General features: G+C 65.5%; 15 protein-coding genes. 7 read left to right on the top strand and 8 right to left on the bottom strand.

The window, feature by feature from the left end; translation table 11 throughout:
* The first annotated feature begins 49 nt into the window (after positions 1-49).
* The gene (locus J3489_RS29520) at positions 50-289 is read left to right on the top strand and encodes a hypothetical protein (protein WP_207004366.1); all 240 of its coding nucleotides are present in this window, start codon (positions 50-52) and stop codon (positions 287-289) included.
* Between the two features lie 32 nt (positions 290-321).
* Here J3489_RS29520 and rfaE2 read toward each other — a convergent pair whose 3' ends face one another.
* The 7 genes from rfaE2 to J3489_RS29555 form a co-directional block, all read right to left on the bottom strand.
* Positions 322-822: a D-glycero-beta-D-manno-heptose 1-phosphate adenylyltransferase gene (rfaE2, locus tag J3489_RS29525; protein ID WP_207004413.1), complete on the bottom strand. Its 501-nt coding sequence runs from the start codon at positions 820-822 to the stop codon at positions 322-324.
* Positions 822-1,694 (bottom strand): ferritin family protein, encoded by an 873-nt coding sequence (locus J3489_RS29530; RefSeq protein ID WP_207004367.1) that lies wholly within the window; start codon positions 1,692-1,694, stop codon positions 822-824. The genes rfaE2 and J3489_RS29530 overlap by 1 nt, the downstream gene beginning before the upstream one ends.
* Positions 1,695-2,143: 449 nt before the next feature.
* Positions 2,144-3,334, bottom strand: coding sequence for a patatin-like phospholipase family protein (locus J3489_RS29535; RefSeq protein ID WP_207004368.1), 1,191 nt, complete (start codon positions 3,332-3,334; stop codon positions 2,144-2,146).
* Between the two features lie 54 nt (positions 3,335-3,388).
* A complete protein-coding gene (locus tag J3489_RS29540; RefSeq protein ID WP_207004369.1) occupies positions 3,389-4,204 on the bottom strand; it encodes a PhaM family polyhydroxyalkanoate granule multifunctional regulatory protein in 816 nt (271 codons plus the stop codon).
* A gap of 95 nt (positions 4,205-4,299) precedes the next feature.
* The gene (locus J3489_RS29545; RefSeq protein WP_207004370.1) at positions 4,300-5,127 is read right to left on the bottom strand and encodes an enoyl-CoA hydratase/isomerase family protein; all 828 of its coding nucleotides are present in this window, start codon (positions 5,125-5,127) and stop codon (positions 4,300-4,302) included.
* A gap of 110 nt (positions 5,128-5,237) precedes the next feature.
* On the bottom strand, positions 5,238-6,419 hold the full coding sequence (locus tag J3489_RS29550; protein WP_207004371.1) for an ABC transporter substrate-binding protein: 1,182 nt from the start codon (positions 6,417-6,419) through the stop codon (positions 5,238-5,240).
* A gap of 182 nt (positions 6,420-6,601) precedes the next feature.
* Positions 6,602-7,594 (bottom strand): fumarylacetoacetate hydrolase family protein, encoded by a 993-nt coding sequence (locus J3489_RS29555; protein WP_207004372.1) that lies wholly within the window; start codon positions 7,592-7,594, stop codon positions 6,602-6,604.
* A gap of 21 nt (positions 7,595-7,615) precedes the next feature.
* On the opposite strand from J3489_RS29555, the gene J3489_RS29560 reads away from it, so the two are divergent.
* From J3489_RS29560 to J3489_RS29585, 6 genes are all read left to right on the top strand, one after another.
* On the top strand, positions 7,616-8,656 hold the full coding sequence (locus tag J3489_RS29560) for an IclR family transcriptional regulator (protein ID WP_374193501.1): 1,041 nt from the start codon (positions 7,616-7,618) through the stop codon (positions 8,654-8,656).
* A gap of 229 nt (positions 8,657-8,885) precedes the next feature.
* Positions 8,886-10,100, top strand: a complete 1,215-nt coding sequence (locus tag J3489_RS29565; RefSeq protein WP_207004374.1) for a DUF3108 domain-containing protein — start codon at positions 8,886-8,888, stop codon at positions 10,098-10,100.
* A 223-nt stretch (positions 10,101-10,323) separates the two neighbouring features.
* Complete coding sequence (locus J3489_RS29570) at positions 10,324-10,581, top strand: BTH_I0359 family protein (protein WP_207004375.1); 258 nt, start codon at positions 10,324-10,326, stop codon at positions 10,579-10,581.
* Between the two features lie 302 nt (positions 10,582-10,883).
* Positions 10,884-11,951, top strand: coding sequence for a homocysteine S-methyltransferase family protein (locus J3489_RS29575; RefSeq protein WP_207004376.1), 1,068 nt, complete (start codon positions 10,884-10,886; stop codon positions 11,949-11,951).
* A 102-nt stretch (positions 11,952-12,053) separates the two neighbouring features.
* Positions 12,054-14,771: a methionine synthase gene (gene metH / locus J3489_RS29580; protein WP_207004377.1), complete on the top strand. Its 2,718-nt coding sequence runs from the start codon at positions 12,054-12,056 to the stop codon at positions 14,769-14,771.
* A gap of 193 nt (positions 14,772-14,964) precedes the next feature.
* On the top strand, positions 14,965-15,165 hold the full coding sequence (locus tag J3489_RS29585) for an acid-shock protein (RefSeq protein ID WP_207004378.1): 201 nt from the start codon (positions 14,965-14,967) through the stop codon (positions 15,163-15,165).
* A gap of 159 nt (positions 15,166-15,324) precedes the next feature.
* Here J3489_RS29585 and J3489_RS29590 read toward each other — a convergent pair whose 3' ends face one another.
* Positions 15,325-15,651, bottom strand: coding sequence for a DUF1840 domain-containing protein (locus tag J3489_RS29590; protein WP_207004379.1), 327 nt, complete (start codon positions 15,649-15,651; stop codon positions 15,325-15,327).
* Between the last annotated feature and the right edge of the window lie 313 nt (positions 15,652-15,964).

Below are 15,964 nucleotides of genomic sequence, written 5' to 3' on the forward strand. Positions count from 1 at the left end.
GTCGCGCCGAGCCGATGAAAGTCTCACTTATTTGATGGAGAGCCCAACAATGCTGCGCTGGCTGGTCGCCATTCTCTTTCTCGCCAACCTGCTCGCGTTCGTGTTCGCGAGCGGCTTGCTCGGCGCGCTGCCCGCTTCCGGCGAGCGCGAGCCGAGTCATCTGAACCGGCAGATTCATCCCGACTGGCTGACCGTGCAGCCGGTATCGACGGCCGATGCGACGGATCAGGCCGTGGTCGGCGGCCCGGCGCCCGTTGCGCGCGTTCAGGCGTCGACGCTCGGGCAATAACGCGTAGGGCCTGTTCCCGCTAATAACAGGCCCTAGTTGCCGAACGTCCGAACTTTCTTGAGCAAGGCCGTCGTCGAACGCTCGTGTTCGAACGGGATGGCAAGCGCCTTGCCGCCCCAGCCGCGCACGAGCGCGGATTCCGGCAGCGTGTCCATGTCGTAGTCGCCGCCCTTCACGAGAACGTCGGGGCGCACGGCCTCGATCAGATCGACCGGCGTCTTCTCGTCGAATCGCACTACCCAGTCGACGCTTTCCAGCGCGGCAAGCAGCGCCATGCGGTCGTCCTCGTGATTGATCGGCCGATCGTCGCCCTTGCCCAGCATCCGCACCGACGCATCGCTGTTCACGCCGACGATCAGGCATGCGCCCAGCGCCTTGGCGTCCGCCAGGTAGGTGACGTGACCGCGATGCAGGATGTCGAAGACGCCGTTCGTGAAGACGACGGGCCCTTTGAGCGAAGGGCGAAGCTGGACGAGCGCTTCACGCGCAATGAGCTTGCGCTCGAAAGTGGCGGGCTTTTTACTCGGAAATATCACGCGGGCTGGTGCGCCGAACCTTGCTCGGCTTGCAGACGCGCCGTGACTTCCTTGCGATAGCGGTTCAGTTCCTGCGCGGTCGTGAACGTGCGCTCGAACAGCAGCGACAGGTTGTGCAGAATGCGCTCGACCACCTTCTTCTCCCAGCCGTCGTCGAAGCGGATCTGCTCGTCGAGCCAGCGCTCGAGCCACTCGGGATCGGGCAGGCGCGACTGGATCGTATCGCGCGGGAACAGCGACTGGTTCACATGCAGATTCGTGGGGTGCAGCGGCTTTTCGGTGCGGCGCGCCGACGCCATCAGCACGCCGATCTTCGCGAACGCCGCGCGCGCGACGTCGCCGAAATTGCTCATCGCCTTCTTCATGTAGCGCAGGTACGCGCCGCCATGCCGCGCTTCATCGCGCGAGATCGTTTCGTAGATGTGCTTGATGACCGGCTCGGTGTGCCATTCGGCGGCACGGCGGTACCAGTGGTTGAGGCGGATTTCGCCGCAGAAGTGCAGCATCAGCGTTTCGAGCGGCGGCGCCGGATCGAACTCGAAGCGCACCGCATGCAGTTCCGCTTCGGTCGGCGCCAGCTCGGGCTTGAAGCGGCGCAGGTACTCCATCAGCACGAGCGAATGCTTCTGCTCTTCGAAGAACCACACGCTCATGAACGCCGAAAAATCGCTGTCGTGATGATTGTCGCGCAGGAACATTTCCGTTGCGGGCAACGCGGACCACTCGGTGATCGCGTTCATCTTGATGGTCTGCGCCTGCTCGTCGGTCAGGAGCGACGCGTCGAACTTGTCCCAGGGAATGTCTTTCTCCATGTCCCATCGGACGGACTCGAGCGATTTGTAAAGTTCCGGATAAAGCATGGTGTTCATCGTCCCACCCCTGTTCTGCACATTGTGACGCCTGTTCTTAACGCTTAACTGTTGCTGCAAACGTACCAATCCACCCGCCATTGCAGCCAAGATTTCAATTTTACGCGGTAATCGAGCCGTCGGACGCACGATGTCCGAAGAAGCTTCCGCGAAGCTTTGCCCTCGTTGCAAGAAGCGGACACTTCGTGCAGACAGGCACGGATCACGGTGCGGAATGCCTTGTACTTGTGATAGCGCCGGTTTTGCGTTGCCGGCTGCGTACCGTGGGAGCCAAGCAGTGGGAGCCTAGCGGCGACCGTTGAACGACGGCGCGACGGGCCGCCAGAAGTGGCTGATTCCGGGTGTTTCCACACTTCACGCCAACGGGCCCAGAGCTTTCACAATGATAGCACGCCGGCCTTGCGCCAGAAGGCGCAGAGGCGTGCCAGGCGCGGCTGTCGGCCGTTAAGTCAGGGTTCGCTTCGGCGGTCGCCGTTTCTGCCCGCGTGCTCCGCCGTCTCGATCCACTGCACCAGCTGCCCCCGGCAGGCGAGCGCATCCCGGTAGCCGAGTTCGATCAGTTCGCGCGCAAACTCGGACTCGAACAGCAGATAGCTCGCAAACGCCGCGCCCGCCGCGCGATTGCCGCCGACCGCGCCCAAGAGGCCGCGCACCGTCAGCGGCAGCCGCTTCAAATGGCGCGCCGCGATCAGCTCGATCCGCTCGGACGGCGCGATCGCGAGCACGTCGACGTGACGCCAGCCGCTTTCCGGCTCCACCTGGTGCGGCAGGTGCCGGACCATGCCGTTGATGTGCTCGATACGCTCGATGTCTGCGCCGATCGAGTCGAGAAAGACGCTCGCGAGCACCTGCTGTCCGATCTGCGCGAGCGACGGGTAGCCGCTTTCGACGCCGGCCGCCGCCGGCACTTCGGGCCGCGGCGCGGCCGCGCCGAGCACGACGATGCGGTCCGCGCCGAAGTGGATCGCCGGCGAGAGCGGTGCGACCTGGCGGATCGAGCCGTCGCCGAAAAATTCGGTCCGCCCGTCGAGTTCGAGCGGCACCGCCGGAAAGATGAACGGAATCGCCGACGACGCCAAAAGATGCGCCGAATCGAGCGCGACCATGCGCGCCGTGCGCTGCGCGCGCCGCCATGAGTGAATCGGCTCGTCCGCTTGGTAGAAGGTCAGATGCCGGCCGGTGGAATAGCTGAGCGCGGTGATCGACAGCGCGTGCAGCGCGCGCGTGTCGAGCATCTGCTCGATGCGATGGAAGCTGAGCGCCCCGCGCAGCAGATGCGTGAGCGGCGCATTGTCGAAAAGCGCGCGCGGCGAGCGGCGCACGGCCCAGCCGAAACTCATCGCCGCGAGCCAGCGCGCACCGGCCGCGGCGACGCCGGGCCAATCGGTGCGATACACCTGGTGCGCGCGGATGTTCGACCAGAACTCGATCAGGCGATCGGCGCCGTGCTTGAAATCGTCGGCGTGACTGGCGATCGACGTTGCGTTGATCGCGCCAGCCGACGTGCCGCAGATGATGGTGAACGGCGTCGCGCGGCGTGCCGGATCGACGCCGCGGCCGATTTCGGCGAGCGCCTTGAGCGCACCGACCTGGTAAGCAGCGCGCGCGCCGCCGCCCATCAGGACGAGCGCGAGCCGCACGATGCAACGATCGAAAGGCTGGCGCCGGCGCGCATCATGTGAGTATTCCCGCGCTTATTTGTCGTCGTTCGGCGAGCCCGCCGCCTTGGCGGCGGACTTGGGCGCAGCGCGTTTCGCCGCAGGCCGCTTGGGCGCTGCCGTCTTTTCGGACTCGCCCGTTGTCTTGCCGGTAGCCGCCTTCGCGGCAGCCTGCGCTTCCTGCTCGGCATCCTTCGCGAACTCGGCCACGTCCGATGCTTCCGCGTGCTCGGCGCCGGGCGCCGCGCCCGGCTGCGCCATCGCGAACTGCGCCAACTGGTTGAACTGCGTTTGCAGCAGATTCCACCAGACGGACGGATCGAACGGCGCCGCACTGGGCGCACTGTCCGCCGCGGGCTCGTCTTTCGGCAGTGCCGCGCGGTTCGCAGCCGCATCGGGCTGTGCATTCGGCGCCGCCGCGGCCGGCCGTGCCCAAGACGCGGTCTCCTCGGCCGCCTTCGCCGCCGCCCCTTGCGCACCCTGAGCCGCCTGCTCCATCGACGCCTGCGCGAACGAGCCGAACGCGCGCAGCGTCGCGAGCGTCGCGCGCTGCACCTCGAGCCCCTGGATCGCGGACTGCAGCATGTTCAGATTGAGCTTGAGCCACTGCTCGACCGCGCGCATATCGGTGATGCGCTTGTCGAGCTCCTCGACGCTCATGAGCGGACTCATCATGTCCGACATCACGGACAGCGACGGCCCGAGCCCCCTCGCGGCGCCCGGCTGCATGCCTGGAAACGCCGACCCGAACGGCGTGAGACGCATCATGTCCCACATCTGGTCGAGCATCTCGGCAGGCGGAAAACCCGGGAAGCCGGGAAAAGGCGGCGTCGCGCCGGCGGTATTGGTCATTTGCGTTTCTCCGTTTGACTCAATCGAAAACCAGGCAGTCCAGGTTCAATCGATCATACCTTGTGCGCGCCGCTCCGGCGGCAACTGCGCCGGCCTCAGAACGGATCGCCGCCCGGAAAATCCGGCGCGCGCCGCTCGCGCAGCGAACGCACGCCTTCGTGCACGTCCGGCCCCGAAAAGCCCATGAATTCGAGCGCGAGCGACGTGTCGAACGACGGCCCCGCCATGCGCAGCCAGTTGTTCAGCGCGTACTTGGTCCAGCGGATCGCGGTCTGCGAGCCGTTCGCGAGCTTGGTCGCGACTTCGAACGCCTTCGGCAGCAAATCGTTGTCGTCGACCGCGAGCGACACGAGGCCGATGCGCTCCGCTTCCTCGCCGCTCACCGGCTCGCACAGCATCAAGTAGTACTTCGCCTTCGCCATCCCGCACAGAAGCGGCCAGACGATCGCCGCGTGATCGCCGGCCGCGACGCCCAAGCGCGTGTGGCCGTCGATGATGCGCGCGCTTTTCGCCGCGATCGAAATGTCGGCGAGCAGCCCGGCGACGAGCCCCGCGCCGACCGCCGGCCCGTGCATCGCCGACACGATCGGCTTGCCGCAATTGATCACGTTGTAGACGAGATCGCGCGCCTCGCGCCAGACGCGCGCGCGCACGTCGAAGTGCGTCGCCATTTGCTCGACGAGGTGCAGATCGCCGCCCGCCGAGAAACCCTTGCCCTCGCCGCGGATCACGGCGACGCGCGTCTCGGGATCGCGGTCGACGTCGCGCCAGATGTCGGCCAGCTCGCGGTGCATCTGCTCGTCGGCGGTGGCGAGGTTGCTCTTGTTCGCGCCCTCGCCGCTCATCACGATTTCGAGGATGCCGTGCGGATGCCGGCGCAGGCGCAATGACTTGTAGTGGGCATAGAAGGTAGCGTCGTTCATGGCCGTGTCCTGCGGGGCGCTGCGCCCGGGTGTCGATGAATTCATGGTAGGCGTTAATCGAATGTCGATGAGATTTGCCTGCGCGTGTCGAAAGGGGCGCGGTGCGACGCTCAGCGCGCTTGATACACCCACTTGCCGCCGACGATCTCGACCATCACGCGGGCGCGCTGATCGAGCCCGAGGTGATCGGTCGCGCTCATGTCGACGACGCCGTTCGTGTCGGCGAGCCCGTGCGTCGCTTCGAGCGCATCGCGCAGCGCGTGGCGGAACGCCGGCGTGCCGGGCGCGCCGCGCTTCAGCGCGACCGGTATGGCGCCGGCGAGCAGCATCCCCGCATCCCAGGCGTACGCGCCGAACGCCGACACGCTGCCCGCGCCGTGCTGCGCTTCAAAACGCGCGATGTAGCCGAGCGCGACGCGCTTGGCCGGGTGGTCGTTCGGCAATTGCGCAGCGACAAGCACGGGGCTCGCGGGCAGGAACGTGCCGTTGCAGTCGGCGCCGCACACGCGCAGGAAGTCGTTATTGCCGACGCCGTGGTTGTGATAGATCTTGCCCTTGTAGCCGCGCTCGACGAGCGTCTTCGGCGGCAGCGCGGCAGGTGTGCCGGCCGCGCCGACGACGACCGCGTCGGGCTTCGCCGCCATGATCTTGAGCACCTGCCCCGTCACGCTCGGATCGGTGCGGCTGAAGCGCTCGCTCGCGACGATCTCGATGTGATGGATCTGCGCGAACTTCGCGACTTCGGCGTAGAACGTCTCGCCGAGCGCGTCGGCCTGGCCGATGTAGGCGATCGTCTTCACGCCGTGGTTGCTCGCGTGCTCGGCGATTGCCGAGGCCATCATCGCGTCGGTTTGCGGCGTCTTGAACATCCAGTGGCGCTTCGCGTCGACGGGCTCGATGATCTTCGCCGACGAGGCGAGCGAGATCGCAGGCGTCTCGCCGCTTGCGACCGTATCGAGCATCGCGAGCGTGTTGGGCGTCGTCGACGAACCAATGATTGCGTCGACGTGCTGCTCAGAGATCAGCTTCTGCGTGTCCTGAACGGCTTGCGTGGTGTCGGAGGCGTCGTCGAGCACGACGTATTCGACTTTCTGCCCGGCGATTTCGCGCGGCAGCATCAGGGCGGTATCGCGCGCCGGAATGCCGAGCGACGCGGCGGGCCCGGTCAGCGACAGCACGAGGCCGATCTTGACCTGCGCGAGCGCCAGCGCGGGCGCGAACGCCGCAGCGGCGGCGGCGCATCGAATGGCAAAGCGTGAAAGGCACGGCGCTACCGAGGGGAATCGCTGCATCCCAGTCTCCTTTTCGTCGTTGTTATTGCGTGGAACGGCTTGGAAATGCTTGGCATTGCGATAGGCGCCCAAGTGTAGCGAAGCGCCCTCGATGCGGCATCGGGCGAAACCCGGCGCCCGATGCCGCCCGCTACGGCTTTGCGCGCACCGCTGCCGCCTCGGCGGCAGCGCGTCCGCTTCGCTTAACTTGCGCCGTCGAGCGGCGCGACCGATTGCTCGATCGAACCGAAAATCGACTTGCCCGCCTCGTCGAACATCTCGATCTTCACGGTGTCGCCGTACTTCATGAACTCGGTCTGCGGCGCGCCGTGCTCGATCGTCTCGACGCAGCGCTTCTCGGCGATGCAGCAGTAGCCGCGCTTGGCGTCCTGGTTCGAGACCGTGCCCGAGCCGACGATCGATCCGGCGCGCAGGTTGCGCGTCTTCGCCGCGTGCGCGATCAATTGGCCGAAGTGAAACACCATGTCGACGCCGGCATCCGGCTGGCCGACTTTCTTGTCGTTCCAGTGGACGATCATCGGGCGGTGCACGCGTCCTTCGCGCCAATGCTCGCCGAGTTCGTCGGGCGTGACGGCGACCGGCGAAAACGACGTCGCCGGCTTGCTCTGGAAGAAGCCGAAGCCCTTGGCAAGCTCGGCCGGGATCAGGTGGCGCAGCGACACGTCGTTCGCGAGCATGAGCAGCCGCACGCCCTTTAGCGCCTGGTCGGGCGTCGCGCCCATCGGCACGTCGGACGTGATCGCCGCGACTTCCGCTTCGAAATCGATGCCGAACGCCTCGGATGCGCAGACGATGTCGTCCTTCGGCCCGATGAAATCATCGCTGCCACCCTGGTACATCAGCGGATCGGTCCAGAATTCGGGCGGCATCTCGGCGCCGCGCGCGCGCCGCACGAGCTCGACATGGTTCACGTAGGCGGAGCCGTCGGCCCATTGGAATGCACGCGGCAGCGGCGCCATGCAGTCCTTCGCGTCGAACGAGAACGTGTGGCGCGCGCGGCCCTGGTTCAGCGCGTCGTACAGATCGTGGAGTTGCGGCGCGTAGAACGGCCAGTCGTCGAGCGCGCGCTGCAGCGTCGGTGCGATCGCGTCGGCAACGGCGGCAGTGCGCAGGTCACGGGAGACGACGATCAGTTGGCCGTCGCGCGAGCCGTCCTTCAGCGTGGCAAGTTTCATAGGAGGATTGGGGCAGTTGTAGTGACGATAGAGGGAATCTATTTTACGATGGTGAATCCGCGAGGCCAAAGCCGCATCGGCGATTCGTACGATGGGTACGATGTTCGTACGACGCCCGCGCGCAGTCGGCCTTGCACCGCTTCACTTCCGCGCCTGTGCGCCTCGCTCATGTCCGCCTCCGACCGCTTCGGCACCGCCAAAGCCTCGCTCGATCCCCCCACCGCGGCCGATCCGGCCGACGACGACCTCATCGAATCGGCCGACGACACCGGCGAGGAAAAAGTCCGCTCGGGGATTCAATCGATCGAAGTCGGCTTTCGCCTGCTCGAGGTGCTCACTCACGAGCCGCGCGCCATGATGCTGCGCGATCTCGCGCAGCGCGCCGGGATGAGCCCGGCGAAGGCGCACCGGTATCTGGTGAGCTTCCAGCGGCTTGGCGTGGTCGCGCAAGACCCCGTGTCGGGCCGCTACGAGCTGGGCGGGTTCGCGCTGCAGATGGGGCTTGCGCGTCTCGCGCGCGTCGATGGCGTGAAGCTCGCGCGCCTTGCGCTCGCCGACCTGCGCGAGCGGCTCGACCAGACCTTGGGCATCGCGGTGTGGGGCAACCAGGGGCCGACCGTCGTGCATTGGACCGAATCGAGCCATCCGGCCAAGGCGTCGCTGAAGCTCGGCGACGTGATGCCGCTGCTCGGTTCCGCGACCGGGCTCCTCTTCGCCGCGTATCTGCCGCGCAGCAAGACCGACGCGCTGATCGAGCGCGAACTCGCCGATTCCCGGCGTTCGGCGTATGGCAACGGGCCGCGCACGGCCGAGCAGGTCGAGCGCGCGCTCGCCGAAGTGCGCGAGCACGAGGGCGCGCGCGTCGAAGGCATGCTGCTGCCGACGATTCACGCGTTCTGCGTGCCGGTGTTCGATGCCGAGGGCGAACTCGCGCTCGGGCTGATCGCGCTCGGACACGAAGGCGTGTTCGATATCCGTTGGGAGGGTGAAATCGCCGTGGAGCTGCGCGCTTGCGCGAAGAAGCTCTCGTATGAACTCGGGTATAGTCCGACGCCACGGTAGCCCCGAGCGCGCCGCTGGGCGGTTGCCGGAGACGGCTCGGTCGACGCGCGCTCCAGCGCTGGGTGCGGGTGCAAGTTTTGCGCGAGCGGAACATCGTCATTTCGCTCGCAGTCGAAACCGTTCGCTCTCCTTCTACGTTCACGCCGCGCTGACCTAGCAGCCTGTTCACGCGCCGAACCATCGGGCGCCCTAACGTTTCGACCCATTTTTGTAAAAACTGCCGGTTTTCATGTCGACCACCCTCACCAAGCCCGCTACCGTCGCTGCGCGCGAGCCTCGCGCGCCGTCGCCGCGCGGCTGGCGCTGGGCCGCGGTGCTCGTCGCGGTGCTCGCGATGCACTGGGTCGCGGGAGTGTGGTTCGAGCGCCATCGCGACACGTTCACATCGACCGATGAGACGCGCGCCCCCATTCAAGCCGCGCTGCTGACACCGCAGCGCATCGAGCGCAAACCCGCGAGCGCGGCGCTGCATCCGGCGCCCGCTGCGCACGCGAGCAAGCCGCGCGCAGCGGACGAGCATGTGCTGAGCGCGATCCATCCCCAGGCGGCGCCCCAAACAGCGACGACAGTGGCCGCATCGGAGGCCGCCGCGGCAAGCGCCCCCGCGGCCGGCAGCGCTGCCGGCGGCACCGCTGCCGGCGGCACGGCAGCCAGCGACGCCCGCCCAAGCGACGCCGTAGCCGCACAGCCGGCCCCGGGCCTCAAATTCTCCGTCCCGCCGTCGGGCGACCTGAACTACGACACGTTCTATAACGGCGTGCAGAATCAGCCGGGCACGATCCACTGGTCGAGCGACGGCCAGAGCTACGAAATGGTGGTATCGGTGCCGCTGCCGTTCGTCGGCACGTTCTCCTACTCGAGCCATGGCCGTATCGACGCCTTCGGTCTCGCGCCGGAGCAATACATCGAAAAACGCGGCCGCCGTCCCGAAGACGTGACGATCTTCAATCACACGACGAAGCAAATCGCGTTCACGAAGACGCCGGCCGCACTTGCGCTCCCCGACGGCGCGCAGGACCGCTTCAGCGTCGTGATGCAGCTCGCGAGCCTCGTGCGCGGCGACCCGGACACGTACCGGCCAGGCGTCACCCGCCAGTTCTACGTGGCGGATAACGACAGCGGACAGATCTGGCCGATCGAGACGATCGGAGACGAAACGGTCCGCACCCGCGACGGCTTCGTCGCTGCCCGCCACTTCATGCGCCTGCCGCGCCAGGACGGCGACAAGCGGCGCATCGACGTGTGGCTCGCGCCGTCGCTCGGCTGGCTGCCGGTGCGCATCCTGCAAACGGAACCGAACGGCACGCAGTTCGAGCTTCTGTGGCGCGGCAAGCTCGCCGCGTCCGCCACCGCCGGCGCCCAAGGCACGGAAGATGCGAACAGTACGGTCAGCGCTGGCACCTCCGCTAACAGCGGTGAGGCGTTTACCCACGACAAGCCCTGATCGCGCCGGCGCCTGACTCGGCCGACCCCAAGCGCCGCAAGCGCCGAACGCCGACTGAGCTCTTTTGCCGCAAGGCCACGAACGATTCGCAACACCCCGGTCTAACCTGCAGGCCCGGAAAAATTTGCAAAGTCGCGCCGGGCCCACCCCTTGAAATTCCACACTACCTGCTCCATGTAGGCGGCAGAAAGGCCAGGAGCCAACCGGAATAAGGAGTGTCGCCATGCAAATGATCTACAACAGCCCGAACTACTGCGTCGTCGAATTTCCGCCGCAAGACGGCCACCTCGCGATGAAGGCGGGTGGCTACGAGATCGTCGACAAGAACACGCAGCGGGAAATTTTTATCGAAGGCGCAATGGCCGCTCGCTTTCGCGAGCATGTCCAACGTTTGATCGAGGAAGAGCCGTCGCTTGATGAAGTCGATGAGTTTCTGGGGCAGTTCGATAGTCTGATGAACCAGCCTGTGGTGCTTCACTAAGGTACCGCGCGCAGGCACCTCACTCAGGCTCACTCAGGCGGCCAAGCATGGCGGCCGCAACCGGAACCCCGTTCCTTGCCGGACGGGGTTTTTCTTTGTCGACCGGAGTTAGTGCTTCAGCACTTACTCCGGTCCCATGCAAGGCGATCGACCCGAGTTAGTGCTTCAGCACTTACTCCGGTCCCATGCAAAGCGGTCGACCCGAGTTAGCGCTTTGGCTGTCGCCCCTCCTCAGCCGGCACGGCCCGCAACCGCTACAATGGCACACTTCCCGTACATGCCGGCGCAAGCCCTCGTTTGATATGAACCAGCCCGTCTCCACCGCTGCCGTCCGGCGCGCGACGCACTACACGCGCGGCGCTGCGCTGCCCGCGCTGCTCGAAACGCGCATCCTGATTCTCGATGGTGCGATGGGCACGATGATCCAGCGCCACAAGCTCGACGAAGCCAGCTATCGCGGCGAGCGCTTCAAGGACTATTCGCGCGACATCAAGGGCAACAACGAACTGCTGTCGCTCACGCAGCCGCAGATCGTCAGCGAGATTCACGAGCAGTATCTCGCGGCGGGCGCGGACATCATCGAGACCAACACCTTCGGCGCGAGCACCGTCGCGCAGGCCGACTACGGGATGGAATCGCTCGCGGCCGAAATGAACGTCGAGTCCGCGAAGCTCGCGCGCGCCGCCTGCGACAAGTATTCGACGCCCGATAAACCGCGCTTCGTCGCGGGCGCGATCGGGCCGACGCCGAAGACGGCGAGCATCTCGCCCGACGTCAACGACCCCGGCGCGCGCAACATCACCTTCGACGAATTGCGCGCAGCGTACTACGAGCAGGCGAAGGGCTTGCTCGACGGCGGCGCCGACTTGTTCCTCGTCGAGACGATCTTCGACACGCTCAACGCCAAGGCCGCGCTGTTCGCTTTGGACGAGCTCTTCGAAGACACCGGCGAGCGGCTGCCGATCATGATCTCGGGCACCGTTACCGACGCATCGGGCCGCATTCTGTCGGGGCAGACAGTCGAAGCGTTCTGGAATTCGCTGCGTCACGCGAAGCCGCTCATGTTCGGCCTGAACTGCGCGCTCGGCGCGGCGCTGATGCGGCCGTACATCGCGGAATTGTCGAAGCTCTGCGACGCATACGTGTCGTGCTATCCGAACGCCGGCTTGCCGAACCCGATGAGCGACACCGGCTTCGACGAAACGCCTGACGTCACCTCCGGCTTGCTCAAGGAATTCGCGCAGGCAGGCCTCGTGAACGTCGCGGGCGGCTGCTGCGGCACGACGCCGGAGCACATCGCCGCCATTGCCCGCGCGCTCGCCGAAGTGAAGCCGCGCAAATGGCCGAGCCAGTATCGCGACGTGGCTTGAGCGTCGTCAGCGTCACTTGAGTCCAAGCCACTTGAGTCCAAGCCGAATCCGAACCGTCCGGCGCCACACGAAACCCCTTCTCCTTCTAACACCGCACTCGCCATGACCGATCACCCGATGCGCCTGTCCGGCCTCGAGCCGTTCAACGTCACTTCAGGAACGCTCTTCATCAACGTCGGCGAACGCACGAACGTGACCGGCTCGAAGGCGTTCGCGCGCATGATCCTCAACGGCCAGTTCGACGAAGCGCTTGCCGTCGCGCGCCAGCAGGTCGAGAACGGCGCGCAGGTCATCGACGTCAACATGGACGAAGCGATGCTCGATTCGAAAGCGGCGATGGTGCGCTTCATGAATCTGATCGCGTCCGAGCCGGACATCGCGCGCGTGCCGATCATGATCGACTCGTCGAAGTGGGAGGTGATCGAAGCGGGCTTGAAGTGCGTGCAGGGCAAGGCGATCGTCAACTCGATTTCGCTCAAGGAAGGCGAGGACGCCTTTCGGCATCACGCGAACCTCATCCGCCGCTATGGCGCCGCAGCCGTCGTGATGGCGTTCGACGAGCAAGGCCAGGCCGATACGTTCGCGCGCAAGACCCAAATCTGCAAGCGCTCTTACGACTTCCTCGTGAACGAAGTCGGCTTTCCGCCCGAGGACATCATCTTCGATCCGAACATCTTCGCCGTTGCGACCGGCATCGAAGAGCACAACAACTACGCGGTCGACTTCATCGAAGCGACCCGTTGGATCAAGCAGAACCTGCCGTACGCGAAGGTGAGCGGCGGCGTGTCGAACGTGTCGTTCTCGTTTCGCGGCAACGACCCGGTGCGCGAAGCGATCCACACCGTGTTCCTCTACTACGCGATCCAGGCGGGGATGGACATGGGCATCGTCAACGCGGGCCAGCTGGGCGTCTACGCGGAGCTCGACCCCGAGTTGCGCGAGCGCGTCGAGGACGTGATCCTGAACCGCCGCGACGACGCAACCGATCGTCTCCTCGAAATCGCCGACAAGTTCAAGACCGGCGCCGCGAAGAAGGAAGAAAACCTCGAGTGGCGCAACCAGCCGGTCGAGAAGCGTCTTGCGCATGCGCTCGTGCACGGCATCACGAACTTCATCGTCGACGATACCGAGGAAGCGCGCGCGAAGATCGCCGCGGATGGCGGCCGGCCGATCAACGTGATCGAAGGGCCGCTCATGGACGGCATGAACGTCGTCGGCGATCTGTTCGGGCAGGGCAAGATGTTCCTGCCGCAAGTCGTGAAGTCCGCGCGCGTGATGAAGCAGGCCGTCGCGCACCTGATTCCGTTCATTGAAGAAGAGAAGAAGCAGCTCGCCGCGGCGGGCGGCGAGGTGCGCGCGAAGGGCAAGATCGTCATCGCCACCGTGAAGGGCGACGTGCACGACATCGGCAAGAACATCGTGTCGGTGGTGCTCCAGTGCAACAACTTCGAAGTCGTCAACATGGGCGTCATGGTCCCGTGCAACGATATCCTCGCGAAGGCGAAGGTCGAAGGCGCGGACATCATCGGGCTGTCGGGGCTCATCACGCCGAGCCTCGAGGAAATGGCCTACGTGGCCTCCGAAATGCAGCGTGACGACTACTTCCGCGTGAAGAAGATCCCGCTTTTGATCGGCGGCGCGACCACCTCGCGCGTCCACACCGCCGTCAAGATCGCGCCGAACTACGAAGGTCCGGTGGTGTACGTGCCGGATGCGTCGCGTTCGGTGTCGGTCGCGTCGAGCCTCTTGTCCGACCAGGGCGCCGCGAAGTATCTCGACGAGCTCAAGGCCGACTACGACCGCATCCGCCACCAGCACGCGAACAAGAAGGCGCAGCCGATGGTCACGCTCGCCGCAGCGCGCGCGAACAAGGCGAGGATCGATTGGGCGAACTACCGGGCGGTCAAGCCGAAGTTCATCGGCCGCCGCGTTTTCAAAAACTACGACCTGAACGAGCTCGCGAACTATATCGACTGGGGTCCGTTCTTCCAGACCTGGGACTTGGCCGGCCCCTACCCGGCGATCCTGAACGACGAGATCGTCGGCGAATCGGCGCGGCGCGTCTTCTCGGATGCGAAGTCGATGCTTGCGCGCCTGATCCAAGGCCGCTGGCTCACGGCAAACGGCGTGATCGCGCTGTTGCCGGCGAACACCGTCAACGACGACGACATCGAGATCTACACCGACGACACCCGCTCCGAAGTCGCGCTCACGTGGCGCAACCTGCGCCAGCAGAGCGTGCGTCCGGTCGTGGACGGCGTGATGCGGCCGAACCGGTCGCTCGCCGACTTCATCGCGCCGAAGGAATCGGGCGTCGCCGACTACATCGGCATGTTCGCGGTGACGGCGGGCATCGGCGTCGATGCGAAGGAAAAGCAGTTCGAAGCCGACCTCGACGACTACAGCTCGATCATGCTGAAGGCGCTGGCCGACCGCTTCGCCGAAGCGTTCGCCGAGGCGATGCATGCACGCGTGCGGCGCGACCTGTGGGGCTACGCCGCCGGCGAAACGCTCGACAGCGACGCGCTGATCGCCGAAAAGTACTCCGGCATCCGCCCGGCGCCGGGCTACCCGGCCTGCCCCGATCACCTCGTCAAGCGCGACATGTTCGCCGTGCTGCAGGCAGACGAAATCGGCATGAGCGTGACCGAGTCGCTCGCGATGCTGCCGGCGGCAAGCGTGTCGGGCTTCCACCTCGCGCATCCGGACAGCACGTATTTCTCGGTGGGCAAGATCGGCCGCGACCAGCTTGAAGACTACGCGCGGAGGATGGCGCTCTCGACGGCCGACGCCGAACGGGCCCTGGCGCCTTTGCTGTAAGGCACGGCGGGCGGGCCGATGCCCGCCAAAAAGGCCGTGGCTATACGTCAACGGTCCGTTTTTGTTATTACGAAGATTTTCGGCAAGCTTTTTTTCACCTTTCTAAACTAGCGGACGGTAGCACCTGAAGCCGGGGACGCCGCTGCGTCGCGCGTCCTTCGGCCTTTCCTTCAATCGTTGCGGAGAAAATCGTATGAAGAAGCTGACGTTGCTGGGTATTGCGCTGTCGCTGGTGGGGGGATCGTCAGTTGTTTGGGCTCAGGGCGGGGCGTCTGAAGCGAGTGCGACGAGCTCCTATTCGGCCCCGAAGGAAGAGCATCACAAGAAGCCGAAGAAGATGAAGAAGAAAGCCGCCAGCTCCGAGACGGCCGCACCGCAAGGCGCCAGCCAATAACGACGATGGTGCGCTGCGGCGCGTCGAGATATCGCCAGGTCTCGGAAACGAAAGAGCCCGCTTTCAGCGGGCTCTTTCTCGTTCACCTGCCACGGAGGCGGTACCGCTCGATCGACCAGGCCCCAAGCAGCCGCTGAAAACGGCGGCGCCCGGCCCGCGTCAAACGCCCCACAGCACGTCGACGTTTTCCCGCTGCGCGGCACGGAGCATGTCGAGGAACGGAAACGACCGCTGCGCGAGCCCGATGGGCAGTTCGTGATGCTCGTGCCCGTCTTCACCCTCGTGGAAATGGCCTTCGTGCTCCTGGCGCTCCTTCTTATCAGTAACGATCGCCGATTCGAGCTTCGAGATGGCCGTCCCCATTTCCTCGTACGTGATGACCCCGCGCTTGCCGAGCTGCTTGCCGACGATGCCGACCAGGTACTGCGCGAGATTCTCCAGCATCACGACGTCCGGCGCCGCGCGACATTTAAAGGTGACCAGCATAATCAACTCCCTTTTTTCGTTTTGATCGACTCACATGACGGCAGACCGTCAAACCCGCCTCGCGCCCCGCTGGACGGGGCGCGCACCGGCCGGCAGGTGCGGCCGTCGCGCTATTTGGACATATTAGCACCTGCTAAAATCTGCCTAGCTCGAAAAAAGCGCGCTACCACTCGCTGTTGCAGGCCGGTGGCCGGCAACGCGAGGCGCGAGCGCCCGCGTTCAGCGCTTACATAGAACCGGATCGGCTCTTCGCGCGTCGAACGCGCATCCGATCCGACGCCGCCGCGCTCAGGTCCGCCCGACCGGACCCCTC

This window comes from Trinickia mobilis, assembly GCF_017315705.1.
GTDB classification, from domain to species: Bacteria; Pseudomonadota; Gammaproteobacteria; order Burkholderiales; family Burkholderiaceae; genus Trinickia_A; species Trinickia_A mobilis.

Excerpts from the sequence above, each read along its gene's own strand:
- J3489_RS29540 (WP_207004369.1), bottom strand. The coding sequence starts at position 4,204 with ATGACCAATACCGCCGGCGCGACGCCGCCTTTTCCCGGCTTCCCGGGT.
- J3489_RS29545 (WP_207004370.1), bottom strand. The coding sequence starts at position 5,127 with ATGAACGACGCTACCTTCTATGCCCACTACAAGTCATTGCGCCTGCGC.
- J3489_RS29550 (WP_207004371.1), bottom strand. The coding sequence starts at position 6,419 with ATGCAGCGATTCCCCTCGGTAGCGCCGTGCCTTTCACGCTTTGCCATT.
- J3489_RS29575 (WP_207004376.1), top strand. The coding sequence starts at position 10,884 with ATGAACCAGCCCGTCTCCACCGCTGCCGTCCGGCGCGCGACGCACTAC.
- J3489_RS29585 (WP_207004378.1), top strand. The coding sequence starts at position 14,965 with ATGAAGAAGCTGACGTTGCTGGGTATTGCGCTGTCGCTGGTGGGGGGA.
- J3489_RS29570 (WP_207004375.1), top strand. The coding sequence starts at position 10,324 with ATGCAAATGATCTACAACAGCCCGAACTACTGCGTCGTCGAATTTCCG.
- J3489_RS29555 (WP_207004372.1), bottom strand. The coding sequence starts at position 7,594 with ATGAAACTTGCCACGCTGAAGGACGGCTCGCGCGACGGCCAACTGATC.
- metH (WP_207004377.1), top strand. The coding sequence starts at position 12,054 with ATGACCGATCACCCGATGCGCCTGTCCGGCCTCGAGCCGTTCAACGTC.
- J3489_RS29520 (WP_207004366.1), top strand. The coding sequence starts at position 50 with ATGCTGCGCTGGCTGGTCGCCATTCTCTTTCTCGCCAACCTGCTCGCG.
- J3489_RS29565 (WP_207004374.1), top strand. The coding sequence starts at position 8,886 with ATGTCGACCACCCTCACCAAGCCCGCTACCGTCGCTGCGCGCGAGCCT.
- J3489_RS29530 (WP_207004367.1), bottom strand. The coding sequence starts at position 1,694 with ATGAACACCATGCTTTATCCGGAACTTTACAAATCGCTCGAGTCCGTC.
- J3489_RS29590 (WP_207004379.1), bottom strand. The coding sequence starts at position 15,651 with ATGCTGGTCACCTTTAAATGTCGCGCGGCGCCGGACGTCGTGATGCTG.